Raw genomic sequence first — 21,613 nt, 5'->3', positions numbered from 1 at the left:
GCCGCCTCGCGGCCAGCGCGTCACCACGTCATGCACGACGCCTCCCGGCACCGAACCCACGAGCACCAGCATCAACGACAACTTCCGGAGGAACACCTTGATCAGCGACTGGCAGGAACACCAAGAACAGCAAGCAGCCGCCTTCGCAGCAGTACACGACGCCTTCGTCGACGGCAGGATCGCGATCCGCACCGCCGGCCAGCTCGCGAAGCTGATGCAGCGACTGCCCGCCGACACCCCAATCACCGTCGCCAGCAGCACCCTCATGGATCCTCGCCCGCCGGACCGCACGAAGCGCCGCACCATCACCACCGCCAAGGCGATACCCCTTGAGGACCCGGACAAGATCATCCACGTCAACGACGGCGGTGTAGTCCGTAGGTTCGCCGCCGTCACCCCGGCAGTTGAACTGGCGGCGGTCATCGTCGCTCACGACGCACTCGGCGCACCCCCGCTGGCCGTCCCCGCGCCCGCCTACGAACGCGCCGTCGACGCCCTTCGCAGCGGCGAACCGTGCGTAGCACTCGACAAGCAGGTCGAACTACTGAGATGGATGGCCAGCACCCTAGACATCACGGACCCCGCCGACTTCGACGATGAGGTCGACCACGTGCTGACGTGGATCGACAACACCGACTTGCTCGCCGCTCTCGACGTGGAGGGCGGACGCCTACGACAGGCCGCAGCCCGACTCGCGGCACTACGCGCCCGGGTCGCCGACTACGAGATCGTCGCCAACGTCACCTTCGACGCCGAGGAAATCGTTCGAAACGCTGCCGAATACCCACCGCCCGACGAAGAGGGGCCTTCTTCAACGCCATGACAACGCACCGCAGAACCGAAGCCGCGATGACCTCGCTCATCAACGTCACCGGCTGAGTTCTCCGCGATGCAACCGAGCGGCGGACGCGCCAACTCGGTCGCCTCCAGACGTTGTCGGCGGTTTGCCCCTATCATACCTTTGTGCCCGATATATTGCCATGGTGGATGCACCGCTGCGGGAACCGACCTTCTGGATCCTGACCGCTCTCGCTGGCCCGCCAATGCATGGTTACGGGATCATCAGGGAGGTGGCGGCCCTGTCCGAGGGTCGGCTGTCCCTGCGGCCTGGCACGTTGTACGGCGCGCTTGACCGAATGGTGGACGCCGGCCTCATCGAGGCCGACCGGGAGGAGGTCGTTGACGGCCGCCAGCGCCGCTACTACCGCCTTTCCACAACCGGTAGTGCCACCCTCGCCGGCGAGACCGAGCGCCTGCGGCGCAATGTGAAGGCGGCGACCGCCCGCCTGGGTGCCCTGGCGCCCGCCGCCCGACCCATTGCCCCACGCGCCCTGGGAGGGCTGGCATGAGGGACCTGGAACGCCGTTACCGGCAGCTGCTGCGGGCGTACCCCGCTGGCTACCGCCAGGCACGGGGCGGCGAAATCGTCGGAACCTACCTCGACCTGGCGGAACCCGATCGCCGCTGGCCGTCGATTATCGATGTGGTGGATGTGCTGGCCGGAGGCGTCGGTGAGCGCCTACGCGCTGCCGGTGCCGCTGACCTCATACCTGGCATACGCCTCGCCGCCGTTCTCAGCTTCATCACCGCGACCGCTCTCGCGGGTTTCTGGGGAACCGCCGAGGTGGTCACCAGTTCGGCCAGCTGGGGTGCACCAGCCTTCGGACCATTCGCCACCACCGGCATCGTCGTGTGGGGCTGTTGGCTACTGGCGGGCGCCGTTCATGTCATCGCTCCAGCCCGGTGGGCACGCGTCGCCATCGGACTGGCACTGTTCCTCACCGCCGCGGTGGTGCCCATCGCCGCCCTGTTCGAGCTGCCCCGCCCGTACTTGTTCGTTCTGGTGCCCCAGGTAACGTTGGGCCTGCTGGCACTGGCATTCCCCGCCCACACGGCGCGACGCCAACGCCTCACGCCCTTGGCGGTCGCATCGGCGGCAGCCCTCATCGCAGCTGGAGTCCTGTCCGGGAAGAGTTCGTGGTTCTACCGGTTCAATTACGGGGGCGCGTTCCTTCCGGAAGCCGGCGCGGTTCTCTTGCTGACCGCCATGCTCGCCGCGATCGTGCTGTCGCTGCGCGGTGACGCCCGAGGACTCTGGGCTCTTCTTGTCCTGCTCACCCCGATCGGACTGCTCGGCCTGTACCCACTGACCGAAAACATCGTCGGTGCTGGTCACGCTGACTTCCGCGTCATCACCGGGACGACCGCAGCCATATTCCTCCTGGGAGGAACCACCCTGGCTGCCGCGCTCGCAATCCGGGCGCGATCCAGCGCGACGGCCGACACTCTGGCGGTACGCCTGCACGAGCGGTGCCCGAACTGCGGCAAATAGCGGTCTGCGGATCATGCCAACGTCGCGCAGGTGCACCTGGCGGGGGCCAGCAGGCCGCGAGACACCCAGCGAGGCTGGCGCAAGCTGGGCTTGTAGCCCGTCGATAGCGCGGCAGGTCAGGAATGGGAGTTGCTGTGCTTGGTGACCGGGCGGGGCCGTCGGACTGCTCCGCTGTTGGCTCAGCAAGGGCTGACAGCGAGGTCCTAGCCCCAATAGGGTTCGCGGCGATCACCGGCAGGATGCCTGAGCAGAACGCTTTGTATGGTGGGCCGCCTGGGACTCGAACCCAGAACCTAAGGATTAAAAGTCCTCAGCTCTGCCATTGAGCTAACGGCCCTCTGCGCTATCAGGCTACCCGACCACCTGTGCCCGGGTTGATGTCCGCCCCCGGTCGAGACGAGCGATGCTGATCTACGCCCGCCGCGACTCCTGAGCGGTGATGACCGACAGCCGATGGCCGTCTGACTCGGGGTTGCGGCGCATCGGGTGAAGGGTTGGACCGTCCGGCAGGATGATCGGCGGACGGAGTGTATAGCCGTACCGGCGGTAGAGGTCACTGGCCGAGGTGGTGCTGGTCCAGGACGGCAGGCCTACGTGGTCGAGGCGGCTGCGGTGGTGGGCGAGCATGGCGGTGCCGTGGCCGGCACCTGTGCTGCTCGGCCGCACCGCGAGAAACGCCAGCTCATAGTGGGGCTCGGTGGGTCGCGCCTTGGCGAGCAACCGATCGAGAATGTCGAAGCGATCGGTGTGCGGGCCTGCCGCGTCGGCCAGCCGCACCTGGTAATGCGCCGGTGGCGGGATGCTGCGGTATCGGTGGAAGCCGACGGTGGCGGCGGCGTCGTCGGTGAGGTGGATGTCGCCGTAGAACATGGCGTGTTCGATCCAGATACCGAGGACGTCGGTGAGGATCCGGCGGCGTGGGCCTGGGTCGGGGATCAGCCATGTGGCGAGAGGGCTGGGATGGAGTGCGTCGGCGATCAGTGCGGCGACGTGGTCTTTGTCCGCCCAGCGGGCGGCGCGGATGCGCGTTGCAGTGTCCATGGCGAGATTCCCTTCGAGGTTGTTGGTCGCGCAGGTCAGGAACTGCCGCTGCTGCTGGCACGGGTGTGGACGAGGAACAGGTGGTAGTCGTCGACCAGGGGGCCGGTCCGGTCGCTGCCTGGTGGCGGTGTGAGCGCTGCTCTTTCGTAGGCGAGTAGTTCGCCGGTGGTGGGGTTGAGGATCAGCAGGAAGCGGATGTCGTCGGAGGTGGCGCTGACGCCGACGCCGGTTCGGCCCGCCCGGTCGGTCACCGGTCCGTGGTACGCGATTCCGGGGGTGTCGCGCAGAGCGGTGAGGACCGCGGTGCGGGCGGCTTGGTTGGGAGTACGCCAGCCGAGCAGGCTGACGAGGCCGCGAATGACGGCGGTGGGTCCGAGGAATCGGGGCTGGGTGGCGTCGATATGCGCGCTGAGCGCCGCCGGGTCGGCAGCGATCGGCCCGATGGGTCCATCCAGCTCGCCGGGCTCGTAGGTGCTGTCGTCGGTGGGCCGCTTACCGGTGGGGTAACGGCTGCGGATGACGCGTCCGGAGGCATCGTCGGCACGCCAGCGCTGCTCTTCGAACAGCACGATCCGCGTGGTGGCGTTGTTGCCCGCGATGGTGGTGTCCGTGGCCCATTGCAGCAGGTGGACGTAGGCGAACCGGCCCGGGATGGCGTCGCAGCCGGACGGCCCAACCGTGACCGCTTCCAGAGCCTGCTGCGCAGGGGCCGACTCCGGCAGATGCGTCGGCGATGGGTCGAGTTTCTGCTGTGCGCGTGCCTTGAGCTGTGCCGCGGTCAGGGCGGCGGGTGACGGACAGGGCGACGCGGCCGACCGGACCGGGTCATTGGTGGAAGGTGAGGGTGGGGATTGGGCTGGCCCGGCGGCACCCGTCCAGTTCGGGATAGCGGTGGCGGTGGCGAGGAGGCCGAGCGCGCAGACGGCGGCAGTGACCTTTACGGCTCGCCGGCCCGTCGGGTGGGGCGTCTCGGTCGCGGGTCGCACGTGGGGCAGGTTGTTCACGGTCAACTTTCTCGAGGTGAGGTGAATTGGGCCTAGCGGTAGGCGGTCGTGGCGAGGTCCCCCACGGCGGCGTCTACGGCGGCGGTGATATCGCGTACCGGCTGGTAGTGCTGCCCGGCGATGGCTTTCAGGCGGCTGGTCAGGGTGGTGATGTCGTCGTCGAGGTAGAGGTGGCTGGTAAGGCCGAGGTCGGCGACGAGGCCGCCGAGGGCGGCGGTGTGGTTGTCGGGTTGTTCGCGGCCAGCCGCGAGGTAGCGCAGGCGGGAGCGGGCGATGACGGCCCATTTGCTGTCGGTGGGCAGGTAGGCGTTGCTGCGCATGAGGCCGCCGAGGCGCCGTCGGGTGTGGTGGCGCAGGATCCCGCCGGCGACGAGGCCGGCGCGGGTGCGGTCATACAGGTCGTCGGAGAATCCCCGCAGCCACCCCCGCAGGTGTGGGTGGGTGTGGCGGATGGTGGCGGTCGCGGCGTCGGCGATTAGGTCCCCGACCGGCCGGTCGATGTGCGGGTGTATCCGTTGGTGGCTGGCCGGGCGGGTGTCGTCGTTCGGGTCGAGGGTCACCCGCCCGGCCAGGTACAGGTCGATCAGGACCGCGCCCGCGAGCCCGAGGGCGAGGGTCTGCCGGTGCACGTGGGGGTGTCCGGTGTCGTCGTCGTGGCCGAGGAGGAACAGGTCATCGCGCAGCGGCAGGCGCGGGATCGACGCAGTCATTCGAGGGCTCCTACCGCAGCCCAGCGGTGAGCCGCCGCAGCCGCTCGTGTGTCCCGGCGTACGCGGGTCCAGGGGCGGGGAGCAGCGTTTTGTCGATGGCGGCGAGGACGGTGTAGTTGGGGTCGCACACGTTGCCGATCGGCGCCCGCCCGGCCTGCGACACGAGTTGGTAGGCGTCCAGGGTTTCCAGGCCGGTCAGGGCGCTGGCCCAGCCGACGAGGTCGTGCTGGGCGATGCGGTAGGCATCCTCCAGGGGCCTCGCGCAACCGATGGTCAGGATGTCCCGGTCGGTCTCCAACCGCGGCCACGGTGTGCTCACGCCTTTGATGACGTCGATGGCGAGGGTGGTGGTCGTGGCGATCTCCACGCCGACGCCGCACGCCTCGCCGTCGCCCTGGCGGGCGTGCCCGTCGCCGAGGGCCAGCATCGCCCCGTGGACGTTCACCCCCAGGTAGAGGGTGGTGCCGGCGCGCAGGTGCGGGGTGTCGAGGTTCCCGCCGTGGGTGTCGGGTACGAGTGTGGAGCGGGCTTCGAACCCGCCGGGGGCGACACCGATCGTGCCGATCATCGGGTCCAGCGGCAGGTCCACGCTGTGGTCGCTGCGGGTGGCCTCGAACCGTACGGTCCCGGCCTGCCGGTCGATGCCGTACACCCACACCCGCTCCTCCAGCGGAGGCTGCAGGGTGGCGGTGTGGGAGGTGGAGGTCAGGGCGCCGAAGTGCGGGAACGTCGAGGACACACCCCAGTCCCGGGCCGGGGTGATGGCGGCGAGGTGGACGGCGAGGGTGTCGCCGGGTTCGGCGTCCTCGACGAAGAACGGTCCTGACACCGGATTGAGGTACGGCATGCGGCACACCTGCGACGGCAGATCCGCAGGCCCCCGAACGAGACCACCGAAGCAGTCCTCCGTCACGACGGTGAACACGTCCCCGCCGCGCACGTGCGCCACCGGCATCCGCCCGCCGAAGGTGTACGCCAGCTCATCCCAGGCGGGCCGGTAGGTGAACGTGTCCATTCCGGTCACACCCGCTCCACGTGACGGGCCTGCGGTTGCGCGGGCGCCAGTCCCGAGAGGGCAGGTCGGCGGCCGGACAGGTACAAGCCAGCCAGGACGATGATGCCGAGGGCGAGCCATGCCAGGCCGAGGCGCTGGGCGGCGATGTTGGCGTTGACGACAACCCACACCAGAATCGCGAAGCCGATCGCGGGCATGACCAGGTGCGACCACCAGTTCCCGCTGCGCTGCCGGATGAGGTGGTGCACCACCACCGAGACGTGCAGGACTAGGAACGCGACCATCGCCCCGAAGTTGATCAGCGACGACAGCAGGGTGATCCCATCCGCACGGGTCGCCATGTACAGGCCAAGAGCGAGGGACACCGCGCCGGTGAGCAGCGTGGCGTTGATCGGCACGTTGCGGCGAATCGACACCTTCGCCAGGAACGCCGGCAGCTGCCGGTCGCGGGCCATCGCGTACAGCAGCCGAGACGTGGCGACCTGCGCGACCATCGAGTTCGGCAACCCCCACGCGATCGCCGTCGCCACCGCGCACACCGTCGCCAACCAACCCCCACCAGCCACGGCGGCGGCGTCGTAGAACGCGGTCCCGCTCGGATCACCCTCGGCCAGCAGCGAGGCCGGGTCAGGGGCGAGCATCGCGGCCAGCCACGTCTGCGCAATGAACAGCACCCCGGCCAAAATCAGGACGGCCGCCATCGCGCGGCCAATTTGACGGGAGCCGCCCTTGGTCTCCTCAGCCAGCATGCTGATCCCGTCGAAGCCGAGGAAGGACAGGACCGCGATCGACACCGCCCCCGCCACCACCGACCAGGTGAACGTGTCGGCGCTGTAGAACGCCGCCCAACTGAACCGACCCTTGCGGTCGCGAGAGCCCAGCCGGCGACGGCCAAGAAGACCGCCAAGACGATCAGCTCACCGACGAGCATCACTCGGGTAACCACCGCGGTCATGCGGATGCCGACCGAGTTGACGATCGTGTTGACCGCGACGAAGCCGAGGAGCCACAGCCACACCGGCACCGACGGAACCGTGGCGTGCATCGCCACCGACGCCACCAGGTACAGCAGCCCCGGTACGAGCACGTAGTCGAGGAGGATCACCCAACCGGCCAGGAACCCGACCGGCGGGCTGATGCCCCGGCCCGCGTAGTTGTACACGCTGCCCGACATCGGGAACGCCTTCACCATCTGCGCATACGAAAACGCCGTGAACACCAACGCCACCACACCAACCGCGTACGCCAGGGCGACCATGCCGCCGGAGCCGGCGTACACACTGCCGAAGATCGCCATCGGCGCGATCGGCACCATGTACACCAAGCCGTAGGCAAGTAGATCCCGGAACCGCAAACGGCGGCTCAATTCTTGGCGGTAGCCGTAACGCACCAATTCCTCTTGCAATTGCATCGAAGCCCTTCCGATCATCTCGTATTTGTTCGGGCAGGACAGCCATTGCCGGTCAGGCCTGCGGGCCTTTCCACCTCGAGAGGGTCGCTCGGAATGGATAGCCGGGTCGATACCGGAAATGCGGACAGAGGAGTTGTCCGCATGAAGAGGGCTCTGCGGGGCGACCCGACAGCGGCCAGTTCGGCACAAGATGTCCGGCGGCCGGGACAGGCAAGTCCGGCGTAGAGTCTCCGATGTCTGGGGGACACTCGCCCCGGCCGGTCCGGCGACGGGCGGGGGCATGCCAGAGTTGTTCGAGGAGGGCCGTGCAAGTGGCGGATTCTGTCGCCGCCGTCTCGTTGGCCGACGCTGTCAGCGCGTCTGTCAGCTACGACCAGCTTCGTGTCTCTGACGGCACGCTCTATTGGTTGGAAACCCGTCCGGACGCTGGCGGGGTCACGACATTGACGCGCTGGCGGGCCGGCGAGGGCAAGTTCGATGCCAGCCCTGCGGGGTTCAACGTCACAAACAACGTGCACGCATACGGTGGCGGGTCTTTCGCCATCGCCGGGGAGTCGTTGTGGTGTGTCGGCGAAGGTGGCCTGTACGAGGGTCGTCATGGCGGTGAGCTCGACCTGGTCAGCCGGACGTCCTTGGGAGATCTGACGCTCGGCGACGGCGAGTTGCTGGCGGTGCGAGAGTCGGAACACGGCGACGAGCTGATCGCGTTTCCACTCTTGGGCGCACGACAGCTGAGAACCCTCGTCGCGAGCAGAGGTTTCCTAAGCGCACCAAGGCCCGGTCCGAGTTCCCTGGCCTGGTCTGCTTGGAGCGAGCGCGACATGCCTTGGGATGCCTGCGAGGTATGGGTGGCGCCCTATTCATCGCACGGGCACATCGAGGCACCGGTCAAGGTCGCCGGCGGTGCTGACGAGTCAGCAATCGAGCCTCGGTGGGGACCCGATGGCGCGTTGTACTTCATGTCAGACCGCAGCGGTTGGTGGAATCTGTTCCGCTGGGATGGAGACAAGATTGAGGCGGTTGCATCCATCGCCGGCGAGTGCGCCGCAGAGCCGTGGGAGCTGGGGTACGCGTCATACGACTTCCTCGACGACGGTCGAATCGTCGTGGCAGTGCAGGACGGGCCGCGACACCGACTCGTTGTCATCGACGCTCTCGGCACCGTCCGCCAGGTGAACCTGCCGTACACGTCGATCAAGCCCTACCTGGCCGCGCTGGGTACGACGGTGGCGTTGATCGGTTCGTCACCAACGGCGGCACCCCAGATCGCGCTCGTTCACCTAGCCGATGACGACCCGCAGGTGGAGGTGCTTGCCCGATCGGAGCACGCTGGGCTTGCCCGCGTTCAGGTGTCGAAGGCGACGGAGCTGCGGGTCCGCGTCACAGATGGTCGTGAGGTCTTGGCGCTGGTGTATCCACCGACGGGCTCACCGGCGTCGTGGCGGGCTCCCGTGATCGTTCGGGCGCACCCTGGGCCAACCGCATCCTGCCTGCTGCGCCTGGACTGGCAGGCGCAGTTCTTCACCAGTCGCGGATTCGCTGTCGTAGATGTGGACTACCTCGGCAGCACGGGGTACGGCCGAGCCTTCCGGGAAGCTCTGTATGGCCGGTGGGGCTTGGACGACGTCGACGACTGCGCAGCAGTGGCGAACCAGCTCCTAACGGCAGGGCAAGCCGTCTCAGGGCAGGTCTTCATCCGCGGTGCCAGCGCTGGCGGATACACGGCGCTGCACGCTGTGGCGCAGGATGGTCCGTTCGCTGCTGCCACCGCCGTTTCAGCGATCGTGGATCCTGACCGGTGGACGAAGACTGTGCCCCGATTCCAGCGTGCGCATGCCATGCGGCTTCGCGGCGGTGCCGGGCGAGTCGATGCCGCTGCCGTTCAGCGACCTGTGCTGTTCATTCATGGCACTGCCGATGAAGTGGCCGTGGCCGAGGACGTACGGGAGCTTGCTGATCAACTGGAGGCTCGCAGCATCCCTCACCAGCTACTACTCCTCCCCGAGGTCGGCCACTACGTTGCAACGTCCAAGCGGGCGGGTGCGGCACTGGAGGCGGAATTGGCCCACTACCGCGCAGCGATAGCAGCTGCCGTGACCAGTCGAGGCGGTCACACCGCCGCGAGCGGCAGCTGATGGCGAACGTACTCGCCGAGCTCACGAACCTCCAGCTCGCATCGGTAGGGCTCAAGGTCCGCTTGGACCTCGACGACGCGCTGTAAGCAACGGTGCGAGGCGGTCTTCGCCGCATGATCTACCGCCTCCCGGGCGGCAACGCATGCTTCATCAATGCGGCCGGCGACGGCCAACGACGAGGCCAGTAGCGCGGTGTCGATAGCAAGACGACGGACGTGCGTGGGACTCAACGCGGCAAAAGCGTCACCCAGGTGCTGTTGAGTCTGCTGCGGTCTGCCCAGGTCATGGAAGCAGTGGGCCATCTCGTCCGCCAGATACGCCGATGTGAAGTACCGAATCCACGTCGGCTCGTCCTCAGGCCGGCTGCGGGCCAGTTGCCTCTCCGCTATGTCGAGGTGGCTGAGGCACTCACCCTCACGCCCGAGTCGGGCGTGCGAGCGTGCCACCACGGCGTGCAGCCCTGCCTTCACGGCTGGCGTCGCCAGACTCTCACCGCCTCGCACCGCCGTGAGCGCCATCCGCAAGGCCGGCTCGGGGTGGCCGCAGTGCAGCGCGAGGTGGCCGATGTTCACAGCCAGCAGGTAGCTGCCGTAGAGGCGGTCGTCGGCGGCCTGCGTCAGCCGCAATGCACGTAGGTAGCGCCGCTGCGCGAGACCATGTGCACCGGTATCGACCGCCTGGTAGCCACACAGCTCGAAGAAGCCAGCCGCCAGCGTGTACAGACGCCGACCGATCGCTTCCGAGGCGGGACTGTTCGCCAGCAACCGGTTCAGCTCATCCTCGACGTATCGCTGCACCTGGGCGTGGATCCGTCCAGCGCCGTGCGTGTGGTCCAACTGTCGGAACATCTCCAGAGCGGTCTCAGCGGAAAAGAGGTCCTCATCGCAGACCTGATCAGACGAGCCGAGTCGCGCGTGCATGGACAGAAGCGGGCCGGATGGGGCATTCAGCCAATCCAGGGCGGCACGATCAAGGACCCCCGGTTGAAATGGGACCCGGACGACCATCTCAGATTTCCCCGACGGCTGCGCCGAGTAGGCGGGCAGCAACTTGGTGACGCCCGCATGGCCGCCCGACGGCTCGCCCTCCTTGTTCCGCGTCTTCTCAAGCAGCGGTAGCAGTCGCATCAAGGCTCCGTCGGCCGCCAACGCCTTGTCACATGCCTCGACGAATTCCCGAGAGGGGAATCGATCCGCGGTCTCGACCCGACGAATCAGATCAGCGCTAAATCGGATCATGGAGCCCAAGCGCGCCTGGGAGAGATCGGCCCGCTCCCGCCGCCGGCGGAGTTCGGCACCGAAGAAATGCCGCTCGGACAAGGACGGCTGCAGCGCCCGCGGGGCCTGACCCATGACACCGCCTCCTCAGGCCACTCCAGACCAAATGGAATCGAGCGGCGTGGACATCCGCACATAGGGTCACTCACCGTCTGGCGGGACGCAACCAGGATCGCCCGAATCGCCGCCGATTGACGGCCCACGCGTTGGGCACGCGGATGCGGACAACCACTTCGTCCGCATGCCCGGCATTCACCCAGAGGACTCGAAGGGTGAGTGTGGAGATACCGGCACCGCGCTGCATGTCGATGGAGGGTTGGGCCTGCGATGACGACTACCCATGGCGATATCACCGAGATCGACTACGGGGCGATGATCCGCTCCTTGAATCAGGCGCACTACGCGGGTGAAACCTCGTTCTACGACACGGCACCGCTGCGTACATGTGAGGAGGCGCTCTACCACGGGCTCGGCACCAGGGCGCGGATCCTCGATGTCGGGTGCGGAGCTGGTCGTGTGACCCGGGCGATCACCGCGCTCGGCGGCAACGTCGTCGGCGTCGACATCAACGAAGCAGCTCTGACCGCAGCCCGAGTCGCGTGCCCGCACGGCACCTTCGTGCGCGGCAGCATGAGTGCCCTGCCGCTACCTACGGCCAGCTTCGACCAGGTGTGGTGCCTGCGTTTCTCCTTTAACGCTCTCGCAACCGAAGCGGAACGGCTGGAGGCCCTGCACGAGCTGTGGCGAGTTTGCGCCCCGGGAGGCCGCGTCCTGGTGGAGACGTTCAACTGGCACTATGCCGGCCGCTTCGGGCTTGTCCGCATCGCCAACATCCTGGACATGGCCGCACGCGCCGTACGTTGGCAGGGCCAACGCCGTGCCGGCTCAAAGCCACTGCCCGCGCGTGACATCATCTATCTGGCAAACAAGGCCAGCGGTGCGGCGCCCGGCTACGCCCACCTCACCACCGTAACCGAGCTGTACCTCCTAGCCTCGGCCTGTGACATCCGTCAGCACGCGAACGTGACCTCCGAAGTTGGCGTCATGTCGACACCTTCGCCCCCGATTCGCGGCAGACACCGTCGCTACTCCATGTGGCTGGTCCTCCGCAAGCCCCCGGAGCAGCCATGAAGCTCCTGACCATCGGCAACCGCTCACTGGAGCTGCGCGTCGCGAAGTCGGCACCGCCGTCGCTGCGGCACTTCGTCACCCGGATCGCCTGCGCGGAACGGCCAGCCGGGCAGGCAACCCAGTCCATGCACGTGTGCGGTGGCGACCGGACCCGGTTGATCGTCGACACATGCAAAAACGAGGTCCTGCTCGAACTCGCCGCAAACCTGCCCGGTGGCCGGGCCACTCTCGAGATCGGGATCCTCCAGGCCGCCGCTCGTTCCATGGCCGTTATGGGCAATGGCGACCTGGCGCTCCTTCACGGGAGCGCGATTACCACCGACGAAGGAAAGTCCGCCGTGGCGGTGCTGGACGGCGGTCGCGGGCAGGGTAAGACCTCCCTCGCGCTGGGCCTCGCCGCGCGCGGAGGAAGCCTACTTGTCGACGAGTTCGCATTCACCGTCGTCCGCCACGACCAGCCGTGCATCGTGCCGATGCCGACCATGCCCTGGCACCTCCGAACCGACATGGCGGCACTGCTGGTCCCTGGGGTCGCAGAGCGGCTTCTCTACCCGGGCGATCTGCCCGCCGGGTCGCTAGCCGAGCAACGGCCGGTGCCGTTGAGCCTCATCGTCATCCCGGACCACGGACTGCCGGCAGGCGAACTGCGGGAGGCACCCGCCCCCGCGGGCCGCGACCTACTGCGCGCCGCGGTGACCGACCACGAGGCCAAGCTCCGCAACCCGAGGCTTGACCACGTCTCGATTTTCGACTCACCCGAGGACGTCAGCATCGGCCGAAATCTCTGCGGGGCCAGCCGGGACGAGAGGACGATCGAGGCGCTGAGCGCCGTTCCGATCGTCCGTGCCGGCATCGGCAAGCCACACGACCTGCCCGCGAGCGTCATGGCGGTCAGCCGCCGGATAGCGGGAGGCACCTGATGCCGATGCTGCCCACGCCACCACCGATGCTCCTCCTCGCGGGCACCAGCGAGGCCGGAAAATCGAGCGCGGGCGAGTACCTGGGTGCTCTCGGCGCTCGACGCATCAAGATCCGAACAATCCTGGTGCAACTCACCACGGGCCGGGAGGCTTATCACGAAGGCACGGAAACGCGGGAAGAATTCGTGTACGAGGAGTTCATCGCGAAGCTCATCGAACTGTCGATTGCCAGTGAGGCCCCGTTGGTAGTCGAGAGCTTCATCGACGCCGCTCTCACGGTCGAACTGAAGCGGGCATGGCCATCGCCGTGCGACATCATTTTCATCACCGCGCCGCAGGCCCTGCGCATCAGACGCTTCTCAGCGGCTCGAGGAATGAGCACCAAGCAGGCTCAACAGATCGTCCGTCGCAAGGACGACCGCAAGCGAGTTCACGAACAGTTACCGACCTGGCGCGCTGTTGCCGATCATTGGATCGACAACAGCGCCGACATCACCAGCTTCAGGGCTCGTCTACGTGGCGCGCTCGAGGCCATCCAGACACCCCCGGGAGGCATCCCCTCATGATCCGCCGCTACGCCTCGGCCGGCGCCGTCGTCACGACCGATGACCTGAACGCCCCGTCCGTCCTGCTCCTCGATCAGATCCGGAAGACCGGCGAACGACAGACCGTCGCCCCGAAGGGTCGCCTGGAGCCGGGCGCGGCCCCGCTACAGGCAGCCACGCGGGAGGTGGCCGAGGAAGCTGGCTTGACCAACACGCACTACAGCGCATACCTCGGACAGGAGGCGTACACCTTCATCGACAACGACGGCACAACCGCCGCGAAAACGGTCGACTGGTTCCTCTTCAGGGCGTCATCCACGGCAACAACCCCGAACCGAGACGAAGGCTTCGTAGATGCCCGCTGGCTAGACGCCGACTCCGCCCGCCAGGCTGCCAGTCACGCGCAGTTCCAGCAGATACTGGACCGCGCCCTCGCCATCATCGCCTGGCGTTCCGCACGGCCTCTACCTTTCAGCAAGGACCTCAGTCGCCTGGTTACGGAGGTGGCAGCAGGGGCACGAGCGGCCTTGGCCGGGCATCCGGAAGCCGGAGTCGGGCTGTGCGGATCTGCCGCACGTGGCGACTTGGTCGGCGGGTGGAGCGACGTCGACTTCATCGCCTGGAACCTGCCCGGGGCATCGAGCGCCACAACCGAGCTTGAGGGAACCGTCGGCCGAGCCGCCCACCGCCTTGGCCTGCGGGCCTCACTGCACCTTGCTGACGACAAGGGGCGCGACGCACGTCGCCTTGGCGACCTGTACGACATGAAGATGCGCGCCGTACTGCGTCGCGTCGGAGTCGACACCGTCGTGATCGCGGGCGCCGCCCCCACGCCCGCCGGCCCGGAAGAAACCGACCTCGCCGGTGACATCGGTGTGCTGCACAAATTTGCTCTCCTACGTCTCAGCAGGAGCTGCGACACTTTGCCGGAGCGCGAGGACGCGGCGCGCCGGGTGCTGTCCGTACTCTCAAGCGCAGCCCGGCTGCTTGTGACACACCGGCGCCCGGATGCGCCCCTGCGACTTCCCGAGGTCGAAGACGCCCTGCGTGACTGGCCCGGTGATCAGCTCCGCGCGTTGCTGCACGACTACAACGCCTACCGACGCGCTGGCGCGGGCAACATCGACCAGGCAGAACAGCTGGCCGCGCGCGTTCCCAGCGTGCTCATGGAATCACAGCGACTCGCCGAAGAGCTCTCACAGCGATGATCCTCTTCGTCGACGGCATCGACGGCAGCGGAAAGACAGCCCTTGTCCGCCACCTTCACGAGACACTCGGCTCCGCCGACATCGACACATACGTCGCTGAGCCGCTTTGGCGGCACCTCACGCCGATCACCGCCCCCGAACAGTTCGGCCCCTGGGTCACCAGCAGCAGCGGGACGGAGGTGGCCATAGCGCTGGTGAGAGCGATGATCGGTCGGATCAACAGCCTGCGGCGGGGCGGCGAGAAGCACACCCGCGTGCATCTCGTTGATCGAGGGCCAAAGACCGTCTACGCCTCTGCTCTCGCACACGCCGGAGGACATCACACGGAACTCGGCGACCTGCGGGAACTTCTCGCCAACGCCGTCCGCGCGCTCCAGGAAACTCAGCCGTGCAAGGCGGTCGAACTTGGCGCCGAAGACGCGCTCGGGGTCGCCCTGCCGCGCCTAGCAAAAATTCAGGCCGTAAGTCCGCAGTACCTGAGGTACCTACGGACGTTCGCGGAGGAGATGCGCACCGGGTCTGATTGGCCAGGGCTGCCAACGCAACGAGTGAACTCTTTCGCCTCAGTCGACGATAGCTGCCGAGCCGTCCTCGCAGCGCTCCACCGTGACCTAAACCCAGCCGTGCCCAACCGCTTAGACGCCCACCCGTTTCCGGCGTCACGTTGGGGCCCAGTTCCGTCAATGCGCAAGTAGGCGGTGCAGGTCATGACGGCATCGGATGCCGTGCGCCCGCCAGAACCGCCGATCCACGTCATGCTCGGGACCCCAGGTCTTCGACTGCCGATCTCTGGTCGGGCTCCCGGATACCCCGGTAGTTTCGGCTGCCGGACACCATCACAGTCTTCGATTGGGGAGTCGGCTACGTGTCGCACATTGAGAAGGTCACCGCTGAACTCCGGGCCCTGGCGGCAGGCGTCGAGCGCGCGCAGGGGTTGGCAGCCGCAGCCGACAGCCAGGCACAGGAGGTGGCCCTGCGGGCCGCGGGCGCTGGCTTCGCCGCGGTGGCGGTGGGCGTCACGCGAGTGCGCAGTGCGATCACCGATATTCAAGGCGGCCTGGGGAGCCTCGGCGGTTCGATCGGTGAGGCGACGAAGGCAACTGCCGCCGTTCCACACGAAGCGACTCCGCAAGAGACGATCGCCGGGCTGACACCCGTTCACGCCGCGGTAGACAGCGCCCGGGACGCGACGGCAGCGGCTATCGCTCAGGTTGGTGAGGCACAGCGGCTCGTCACCATGATCCTTCAGGGCGGGCAGCCTGGACCGCTGCTGCAGGCGCTGGAGAGCATCAAGCAGGTCCTGGTACTGGTGGTCCAGCGCACCAGCACCACTCGGCAGCTCATCGAAGCCGCGGTCGCTGAAGCACGGCAGATCGGGTCCTCGGGAAACTGATCGGGGCTGGCAGTCCCAGACCGGCCAGCCCGCCCCCTCTTGCCACCAGCAATCCGAACTCGCCGCCTCCCGCCTCCGGCGGCGATGCCTTCGGTGACCGCAACCCCACCCCGTGGAGCCGGCACCCGACCGGTGTCCTCGGCGGATCACCCACCGGGCCCCGAACCAAAATTCCGCCACGGGCGGATCAGAGGGTGCAGCGTGCGTTGGAGTTGGAGAACGCGTGTGCCGACACGGTCGCCGGCAAGGGTTACCGCTTGCACCAGAACCCGACCAGGCAGGAGATCGCCGAGGCGCGGCGGAACACGGGCGACGGCGGGAAGCCGGACAAGGACCCGGACTACCTGATCGAAGGCCATGTCTTCGACTGCTACTCGCCAACTCCCGCGAAGGCCGTACGTGGTGTCTGGACGGAAGTGTCGGGAAAGGTGGCCAGCCAGCAGACCCAACGGATCATGCTCAACCTGCAGGACTGGCGTGGCGACCTCGGCACCCTGCAGAAGCAGTTCGACGACTGGCCCATCCACCACCTCAAAGAACTCACGGCGCTGACCCGCAGCGGTGAGATCATTCAGATCGTTCGACGAGACTGAGAAGGCAGGCAGCACGTGGGTATCGAGTACCGACTGACGCTGGCGGGTGACATCCCGCTGGAACATGTGGCCGAGATCGCGGCTCCTGGGAACGTCGAGGAGTCAACTCTGCCCGGATACCCCCGGCTACTCGGCGCTGACCTCGGTGACGAGTCCGGCTACACCGTCAGCGTCTATGCGGGCAGAAACGGTTATTACGACGCCGAGGACGACGACGGCTCCCAGTGGGAATGGGAACCCGACACGTACGTCAACATCGTCTTCCACATGCTCAAGGACGACACGTCCGGCAGTGCGGTCCCCGACATGGTCGCGGCCGTCGACCGGCTGCTCGCCAGCAGGCCGGAGGACGCGGCACTGACACTGAACGGTAACTGGCTGCTACTGACCCGAGTCGCAGGAGTCCTTCGAAGGCACCGACCGTCGTGGTGGAACACCTATGGCCTCGACCATCGTCCCGCCTGAGTAGAAGCCCGCGAGTTGGGATGCCCGCCCCGGGGCGTAATGGGATGCCAGGCACCAATGAACGTTCCTGCCCCGCAGGATCGTTCAGCTCGTCTTCGCGACGCGTTTGAATCCACGCAGGCAGCCCCCGGAGGGAACCCGGCCATGATTCGTCGATACGCCTCCGCCGGCGCCGTCGTCACGACCAACGACCTGGGCGCTCCTTCGATCCTGCTTCTGGATCAGGTCCGGGGGAACGGCGAACGACAGACCGTAGCCCCGAAGGGTCGCCTCGAGCCGAGCGAGGCCCCCCTGCAGGCAGCCGTGCGGGAGGTGGCCGAGGAGGCCGGTCTGACCGGTACTCAGTACGGCGCGTATCTCGGACAGGAGAAGTACGTCTTCACCGACAACGACGGCTCTCCTGCGGCGAAGACCGTCGACTGGTTCCTCTTCACCACCGCGACCACCGCCGCAACGCCAGCCAGAGACGAGGGCCTCGTCGAAGCTCGTTGGCTTGACGCCTCCGCCGCCCGACGAGCGGCCACTCATGTTGAGTTTCAGCGGATCCTGGACCGCGCCCTCGCCATCATCGCCTGACGTTCGGCAGGGCCACTCCCATTCAGCCGAAGCCTCAGCCAACTCATAACCGAAGTCGCAACGGACGTTCAGGCCGTCGTCGCCGGGCACCCTGGTGCGGGCGTAGGGCTGTGCGGATCGGCCGCCCGCGGGGACTTTGTCGACGGCTGGAGCGACGTCGACTTCGTCGCCTGGAATCTCCCCGCGACCTCGCGAATAGCAGCGAAGATCAACGGGATCATCGCCGAAGTCTCCAAGCTTCACGGCATAAGAGCTTCGCTGCATCTCGCCGGCGTACACGCTGGCACCGCCCGCAGCCTTGGTGCTCTGCACGACATGAAGATGCGGGCGACGCTAGACCGCATCGGCCTCGACACCGCCGTGATCGCAGGCGCGGGCCGGTCCCACCGCAACTCCAGCAGCAACCAATCTTGCTAAGGACATCGCTGCGCTTCACCACACCGCCGAGAGCGGCCTTAGCGCCAGACACGAGAGCAGGAGTCGGTGCCAGCAGATGATGGCGAGGGTGAGAAAGGTTTCGTGGGTGTTGTCGCGGATCTCCCAGCGGATACGCAGGCCGCGGAACCAGTGCAGCAGGGCGATAGTCTGCTCCACGACGCAGCGTCGAGTGCCGAGTCCTGAGCCGTGTGCGGTGCCGCATCGGGCGATGATTGGTGTGATGCCCTTGATGCGTAACTCGCGGCGGCACGTGTCGACGTCGTAGCCGCGGTCAGCGTAGATCCGTCCGGGTCGTTGCCGGGTCGGCCTCGGATGCCCTTGGGCTTGCGGCCAGGGAACCGATGCCGCCGTGGTGGTCGCGGCGGTAGAAGCGGCACGATCTGGGCCCAGAGGTCGTCCGAGACGACCACCATGCCTTCGCACCCCTCCTCACGTTCAGGCAGAAAGACCCTCGCATCCCGGGGGTTACGCCCAACACCATTTCGTTAGGAGTTGTTAGTCGAGCCATGCCACGCCCAAGCGCTACTGGGGCCAACCCCTGCCCTCCCACAGCGACGAGATCAGCATGATCGAGGTGGTGACGCCAAGCACGAGGCTTAAGTTTGCCGAGGAAATGAACTGCCACTTAACCCAAGCGCCTCGGGCTGAATCTGCGTCCGACAACATCCCCTTGCGGAGAGTCGCTACCGAGAGAGTTAGGCCGATCATGCTGCCCCAGGTGGCGCCATTGCTGATGTTCGCCAATAGGTCCGTCCCGCACGTGGTGCTGTCGGGTACTGCCAGGGTGGCGAAAACCGACATGAATGTACCGTATGCCGCGCCAAGCCCCGCTCTTTCCAGCCCGGTTCTGATTGCCCCCGCACTGTTTTTCCGACTGGCCGTGATGTCCAAGGTGGATGCGATCATGAGGATGGCCACAATTCCGAAGCCGATTGGCAGTCCCACGATAATCGAGGCGACTAGTCGCGGCGTTCCCTGTGTCACCTGAGGGCAAGTAGCGTATACCGGAAACCTGGTCGCCAGGATCACCGCCCCGACACAACTACATGCCGCAATAAGTGGGATCGGGACTGGGACGTCCTCGTTCCACCCGATGACTGTACGTAAAATTGATGCGCGTCGCCTTAGCTTCGTGGATTTGATGTCGGCGGGCTCCGATGGAACGGGCGGGGCCGAGAGGCGGCGGGCCAGCCGACTTTTCCTTCCCCTCCGTGATCTCGCTGCCATCTCGGGCTGTCCTCTCGCCGCCGTTCGGATTCGAAGCCAAGGTAGTTTGTCAGTGCAACAAGAGGAACGCCGTCGCAGCCATATCGAATCACCTTCGCGCCACTGGGATGCCACTAGTGGCGGCGAGAGTGCGAGAAGTGCCGGTCGTCCACGGGCTGCGTCAGCTACCGAACCTTTCCCTAGCTAAGCGTCGAACTGCCGCACGATGGCAGCGAGTTCCCGGTCGGGGCTGACGTGGCGCTGGTAGAGAGGGCTGCAGGGAGTGGCGGCCAGCCGCACCGCGAGATCAACAAGGTCCGGCCGCGCGGCGGCGCGCGCCAGGTGCCGGTGAAGAAGGCGAACTCGTTCATGATGCCGACGACGCGGAGGGCTGCCGGTCGGGGCGATCCGCCACTGTTGCAGGTGTGCGACCTCAGCGCGGCTCACCAAGTCGGGCACGCCGTGGGCGGCAAGTACCTCGCCGACCTGCTCCACTATGGAACTCGACGGGCGTAGCGGTCATAAGAGGGTGTGAGGGATAGGGCGGACATGACTCGGGCCGACGACGGTGAGTTGTGGCGGCGGGCACGCCAGGGCGAGGCCGCGTGCTTCGGTGTGCTTTTCGACCGGCACGGGGAGGCCGTCCGGGCTTTCTGTGCGCGCCGGACCGGCTCGAGCGACGCCGCCGATGATGTGGTCTCCATCGTGTTCCTGGAGGCATGGCGCCGGCGGGGTGAGGTTGAGTTGGTTGATGGCAACGCGTTGCCGTGGCTGTACGGCATCGCGCGCCGGACCATGCAGCATCGCTGGCGGACGGCGCTGCGGCATCGACGGGCGCTGGAGCGGCTGACACCCGCGCCGGTCACGCCCGACCATGCCGACGAGGTCGTCGGACGGCTCGATGACGAGCGGCACCTGGCCCGGTTGGCAGCGGCCCTCGAGCGGCTGAGGCCACCCGAGCGTGACGTGTTGTTGCTCTGCGTCTGGCAGGGCCTGTCCTACGCCGAGGCGGCGGTAGCGCTCGGCGTACCAGTCGGCACCGTCCGGTCGCGGCTGTCGCGGGCGCGGTCCCGGCTCGGGGTCGAGACAGAAGCCCTGAACGCACCCCACGTGGCCTGCCCAAGGACCGCCTCAGCACAGCGACGGGAGATGTCATGAGCGATCTGCGAATCCGCCTGAACCCGCAGCGTCAGGCCGAGATCCGGCGGCTGCTAGTTGAGCAGGCATCGCAGACAACTGTGGTGACTCGCGGCCGACGCATCGCCCTCGCCGGCGCCTTCGCCGGGGTGGTCGTCGCTGCCGGCGTCGTTGCGTTCGCCGTCTATCCCGACCCGCCGCCGCCGACCTATGCCGCTTGGACGGCCGTTCCGCAGGCCGCTCCACCACTGACCGCTACAGATGAAGAAATCGAGAATTGGGCCTCGAAGTGCAGCGACCTCGGCGTCGGCGGGGTGGGCGTCGCAGGCGTCACGGCGCGCCCGAAAGCCGCGACTCGCCGGGAGGTGCTGGTCGACCGGCGCGGCGGGTTCACCTACTGCGTCGATGTTGCACTGGGCAGCGGCACCTCCTCGGATCCGCTGATCGCCCTGTCCGGTCTGAAAGCCAAGGGGCTCAATGGCCTCAACCTCATGCAGGCCACCGTCTCCGACAAACCGTTCGCCAAGCCGCAAGACAGTGCCGTGTTGGTGCTCGGCGGCATCTCGGACCCACCGCCCCGCGGCATCCAAGCCTTCCAGATGTACGGCCTGAGCGGCTCCGCTGTGACCGGCGTCGACGTTGTACTCACGAATGGCCTGCGAGTGACCGCCACGGTGAGAAACGGTGTCTGGGGTGTGTGGTGGCCCAGCGATCGGGGCGATCCCACCGGCTGCAAGCTGCACGTGCGCACTGCCGCCGGCGTGACGCTCGTCGACCCAGACACCGTCCGGCTACGGATCCAATGAACCAAAGAGGTTCGGGACCCCTGGAGCTTCCTGACGTAACGTCATCTGCCGCCATCTCGCCATCGCCGGTTGACCCATCGAGCTGGCCCCCGAACAAGATCGGAAATCTGGATCTGCCGCCGACCGTGCGTGCGGCAGGCTGAGGGGCCGAACTATCGTCGGTCAATGCCGGGTGGGACGTCAACGTCAGGTCGTGTCCACGTCAGCGCGCGTTCGCCGCACTCGATGATGGTTGCCTTCTCCACCACGGTCCGGCTCTCGCGCATAGTG

23 protein-coding genes, 1 tRNA gene and 1 pseudogene are annotated in these 21,613 nt (G+C 67.0%); 16 read left to right on the top strand and 9 right to left on the bottom strand.

What is annotated here, in order from left to right; all coding sequences use genetic code 11:
• Nucleotides 1–97 precede the first annotated feature (97 nt).
• From MED01_RS35430 to MED01_RS35420, 3 genes are all read left to right on the top strand, one after another.
• On the top strand, nt 98–823 hold the full coding sequence (locus MED01_RS35430) for a hypothetical protein (protein ID WP_238672861.1): 726 nt from the start codon (nt 98–100) through the stop codon (nt 821–823).
• Nucleotides 824–983: 160 nt separating this feature from the next.
• Complete coding sequence (locus tag MED01_RS35425; RefSeq protein WP_238672860.1) at nt 984–1,349, top strand: PadR family transcriptional regulator; 366 nt, start codon at nt 984–986, stop codon at nt 1,347–1,349.
• Nucleotides 1,346–2,332, top strand: a complete 987-nt coding sequence (locus MED01_RS35420; RefSeq protein WP_238672859.1) for a serine/threonine-protein kinase — start codon at nt 1,346–1,348, stop codon at nt 2,330–2,332. Before MED01_RS35425 ends, MED01_RS35420 begins: the two co-directional genes overlap by 4 nt.
• Before the next feature lie 262 nt (nt 2,333–2,594).
• Here the strand turns inward: MED01_RS35420 and MED01_RS35415 are convergent.
• From MED01_RS35415 to MED01_RS35390, 6 genes and pseudogenes are all read right to left on the bottom strand, one after another.
• A tRNA-Lys gene (locus MED01_RS35415) sits at nt 2,595–2,669 on the bottom strand.
• Between the two features lie 74 nt (nt 2,670–2,743).
• Nucleotides 2,744–3,373: an N-acetyltransferase gene (locus MED01_RS35410; protein WP_238672858.1), complete on the bottom strand. Its 630-nt coding sequence runs from the start codon at nt 3,371–3,373 to the stop codon at nt 2,744–2,746.
• Between the two features lie 35 nt (nt 3,374–3,408).
• Nucleotides 3,409–4,359: a hypothetical protein gene (locus MED01_RS35405; RefSeq protein WP_238672857.1), complete on the bottom strand. Its 951-nt coding sequence runs from the start codon at nt 4,357–4,359 to the stop codon at nt 3,409–3,411.
• Nucleotides 4,360–4,409: 50 nt separating this feature from the next.
• Complete coding sequence (locus tag MED01_RS35400; protein WP_238672856.1) at nt 4,410–5,087, bottom strand: GOLPH3/VPS74 family protein; 678 nt, start codon at nt 5,085–5,087, stop codon at nt 4,410–4,412.
• 10 nt (nt 5,088–5,097) lie between these two features.
• Nucleotides 5,098–6,111 carry an acetamidase/formamidase family protein gene (locus MED01_RS35395; RefSeq protein WP_238672855.1) on the bottom strand — a complete coding sequence of 338 codons (1,014 nt, stop codon included), beginning with the start codon at nt 6,109–6,111 and terminating at the stop codon, nt 5,098–5,100.
• A pseudogene (locus tag MED01_RS35390) lies at nt 6,108–7,513 on the bottom strand (APC family permease). Before MED01_RS35390 ends, MED01_RS35395 begins: the two are co-directional and overlap by 4 nt.
• Before the next feature lie 311 nt (nt 7,514–7,824).
• Between MED01_RS35390 and MED01_RS35385 the strand changes: the two are divergent.
• Nucleotides 7,825–9,648 carry a S9 family peptidase gene (locus MED01_RS35385; RefSeq protein WP_238672854.1) on the top strand — a complete coding sequence of 608 codons (1,824 nt, stop codon included), beginning with the start codon at nt 7,825–7,827 and terminating at the stop codon, nt 9,646–9,648.
• Here the strand turns inward: MED01_RS35385 and MED01_RS35380 are convergent.
• On the bottom strand, nt 9,624–11,000 hold the full coding sequence (locus MED01_RS35380) for a helix-turn-helix domain-containing protein (RefSeq protein ID WP_238672853.1): 1,377 nt from the start codon (nt 10,998–11,000) through the stop codon (nt 9,624–9,626). The genes MED01_RS35385 and MED01_RS35380 overlap by 25 nt on opposite strands.
• Before the next feature lie 252 nt (nt 11,001–11,252).
• Here MED01_RS35380 and MED01_RS35375 point away from each other — a divergent pair, with 252 nt between their 5' ends.
• From MED01_RS35375 to MED01_RS35335, 9 genes are all read left to right on the top strand, one after another.
• Complete coding sequence (locus MED01_RS35375; RefSeq protein ID WP_238672852.1) at nt 11,253–12,056, top strand: class I SAM-dependent methyltransferase; 804 nt, start codon at nt 11,253–11,255, stop codon at nt 12,054–12,056.
• Nucleotides 12,053–12,976 (top strand): hypothetical protein, encoded by a 924-nt coding sequence (locus tag MED01_RS35370; protein WP_238672851.1) that lies wholly within the window; start codon nt 12,053–12,055, stop codon nt 12,974–12,976. Before MED01_RS35375 ends, MED01_RS35370 begins: the two co-directional genes overlap by 4 nt.
• Entirely contained in the window at nt 12,976–13,542 is a 567-nt protein-coding gene (locus MED01_RS35365) for a dephospho-CoA kinase (protein ID WP_238672850.1), read from the top strand. The genes MED01_RS35370 and MED01_RS35365 overlap by 1 nt, the downstream gene beginning before the upstream one ends.
• Complete coding sequence (locus MED01_RS35360; RefSeq protein ID WP_238672849.1) at nt 13,539–14,729, top strand: NUDIX domain-containing protein; 1,191 nt, start codon at nt 13,539–13,541, stop codon at nt 14,727–14,729. Before MED01_RS35365 ends, MED01_RS35360 begins: the two co-directional genes overlap by 4 nt.
• A complete protein-coding gene (locus tag MED01_RS35355; protein ID WP_238672848.1) occupies nt 14,726–15,424 on the top strand; it encodes a hypothetical protein in 699 nt (232 codons plus the stop codon). The genes MED01_RS35360 and MED01_RS35355 overlap by 4 nt, the downstream gene beginning before the upstream one ends.
• Before the next feature lie 170 nt (nt 15,425–15,594).
• Nucleotides 15,595–16,122, top strand: a complete 528-nt coding sequence (locus MED01_RS35350) for a DUF6244 family protein (RefSeq protein WP_238672847.1) — start codon at nt 15,595–15,597, stop codon at nt 16,120–16,122.
• A 194-nt stretch (nt 16,123–16,316) separates the two neighbouring features.
• Nucleotides 16,317–16,715: a CdiA C-terminal domain-containing protein gene (locus tag MED01_RS35345; protein ID WP_238672846.1), complete on the top strand. Its 399-nt coding sequence runs from the start codon at nt 16,317–16,319 to the stop codon at nt 16,713–16,715.
• 15 nt (nt 16,716–16,730) lie between these two features.
• Nucleotides 16,731–17,180: a SitI3 family protein gene (locus tag MED01_RS35340; protein WP_238672845.1), complete on the top strand. Its 450-nt coding sequence runs from the start codon at nt 16,731–16,733 to the stop codon at nt 17,178–17,180.
• A gap of 57 nt (nt 17,181–17,237) precedes the next feature.
• A complete protein-coding gene (locus MED01_RS35335; protein ID WP_238672844.1) occupies nt 17,238–17,756 on the top strand; it encodes an NUDIX domain-containing protein in 519 nt (172 codons plus the stop codon).
• A 432-nt stretch (nt 17,757–18,188) separates the two neighbouring features.
• On the opposite strand, the gene MED01_RS36440 is transcribed toward MED01_RS35335, so the two are convergent.
• Nucleotides 18,189–18,617 (bottom strand): transposase, encoded by a 429-nt coding sequence (locus MED01_RS36440; RefSeq protein WP_372493797.1) that lies wholly within the window; start codon nt 18,615–18,617, stop codon nt 18,189–18,191.
• A gap of 142 nt (nt 18,618–18,759) precedes the next feature.
• Between MED01_RS36440 and MED01_RS35325 the strand changes: the two genes are divergently transcribed.
• Nucleotides 18,760–19,182, top strand: a complete 423-nt coding sequence (locus tag MED01_RS35325; protein ID WP_238672842.1) for a hypothetical protein — start codon at nt 18,760–18,762, stop codon at nt 19,180–19,182.
• A gap of 422 nt (nt 19,183–19,604) precedes the next feature.
• On the opposite strand, the gene MED01_RS35320 is transcribed toward MED01_RS35325, so the two are convergent.
• A complete protein-coding gene (locus tag MED01_RS35320; RefSeq protein ID WP_238672841.1) occupies nt 19,605–19,895 on the bottom strand; it encodes a hypothetical protein in 291 nt (96 codons plus the stop codon).
• Nucleotides 19,896–19,949: 54 nt separating this feature from the next.
• Between MED01_RS35320 and MED01_RS35315 the strand changes: the two genes are divergently transcribed.
• Together MED01_RS35315 and MED01_RS35310 are read left to right on the top strand one after the other, a co-directional pair.
• Nucleotides 19,950–20,558 carry an RNA polymerase sigma factor gene (locus MED01_RS35315; protein WP_238672840.1) on the top strand — a complete coding sequence of 203 codons (609 nt, stop codon included), beginning with the start codon at nt 19,950–19,952 and terminating at the stop codon, nt 20,556–20,558.
• Nucleotides 20,555–21,343, top strand: a complete 789-nt coding sequence (locus tag MED01_RS35310; protein WP_238672839.1) for a hypothetical protein — start codon at nt 20,555–20,557, stop codon at nt 21,341–21,343. The genes MED01_RS35315 and MED01_RS35310 overlap by 4 nt, the downstream gene beginning before the upstream one ends.
• Nucleotides 21,344–21,613: the final 270 nt, after the last annotated feature.

This window comes from Micromonospora alfalfae (genome assembly GCF_022230925.1).
In the GTDB taxonomy this organism is placed as follows: domain Bacteria; phylum Actinomycetota; class Actinomycetes; order Mycobacteriales; family Micromonosporaceae; genus Micromonospora; species Micromonospora alfalfae.
The sequence above is the reverse complement of the archived record's forward strand: the minus strand, read 5'-3'. Positions and strand labels throughout refer to the sequence as shown.

Coding starts and splice junctions, on each gene's coding strand:
- MED01_RS35420 (WP_238672859.1), top strand. CDS start 1,346: ATGAGGGACCTGGAACGCCGTTACCGGCAGCTGCTGCGGGCGTACCCC.
- MED01_RS35410 (WP_238672858.1), bottom strand. CDS start 3,373: ATGGACACTGCAACGCGCATCCGCGCCGCCCGCTGGGCGGACAAAGAC.
- MED01_RS35400 (WP_238672856.1), bottom strand. CDS start 5,087: ATGACTGCGTCGATCCCGCGCCTGCCGCTGCGCGATGACCTGTTCCTC.
- MED01_RS35380 (WP_238672853.1), bottom strand. CDS start 11,000: ATGGGTCAGGCCCCGCGGGCGCTGCAGCCGTCCTTGTCCGAGCGGCAT.
- MED01_RS35375 (WP_238672852.1), top strand. CDS start 11,253: ATGACGACTACCCATGGCGATATCACCGAGATCGACTACGGGGCGATG.
- MED01_RS35370 (WP_238672851.1), top strand. CDS start 12,053: ATGAAGCTCCTGACCATCGGCAACCGCTCACTGGAGCTGCGCGTCGCG.
- MED01_RS35365 (WP_238672850.1), top strand. CDS start 12,976: ATGCCGATGCTGCCCACGCCACCACCGATGCTCCTCCTCGCGGGCACC.
- MED01_RS35360 (WP_238672849.1), top strand. CDS start 13,539: ATGATCCGCCGCTACGCCTCGGCCGGCGCCGTCGTCACGACCGATGAC.
- MED01_RS35355 (WP_238672848.1), top strand. CDS start 14,726: ATGATCCTCTTCGTCGACGGCATCGACGGCAGCGGAAAGACAGCCCTT.
- MED01_RS35335 (WP_238672844.1), top strand. CDS start 17,238: ATGAACGTTCCTGCCCCGCAGGATCGTTCAGCTCGTCTTCGCGACGCG.
- MED01_RS35325 (WP_238672842.1), top strand. CDS start 18,760: ATGATCGAGGTGGTGACGCCAAGCACGAGGCTTAAGTTTGCCGAGGAA.
- MED01_RS35315 (WP_238672840.1), top strand. CDS start 19,950: ATGACTCGGGCCGACGACGGTGAGTTGTGGCGGCGGGCACGCCAGGGC.
- MED01_RS35310 (WP_238672839.1), top strand. CDS start 20,555: ATGAGCGATCTGCGAATCCGCCTGAACCCGCAGCGTCAGGCCGAGATC.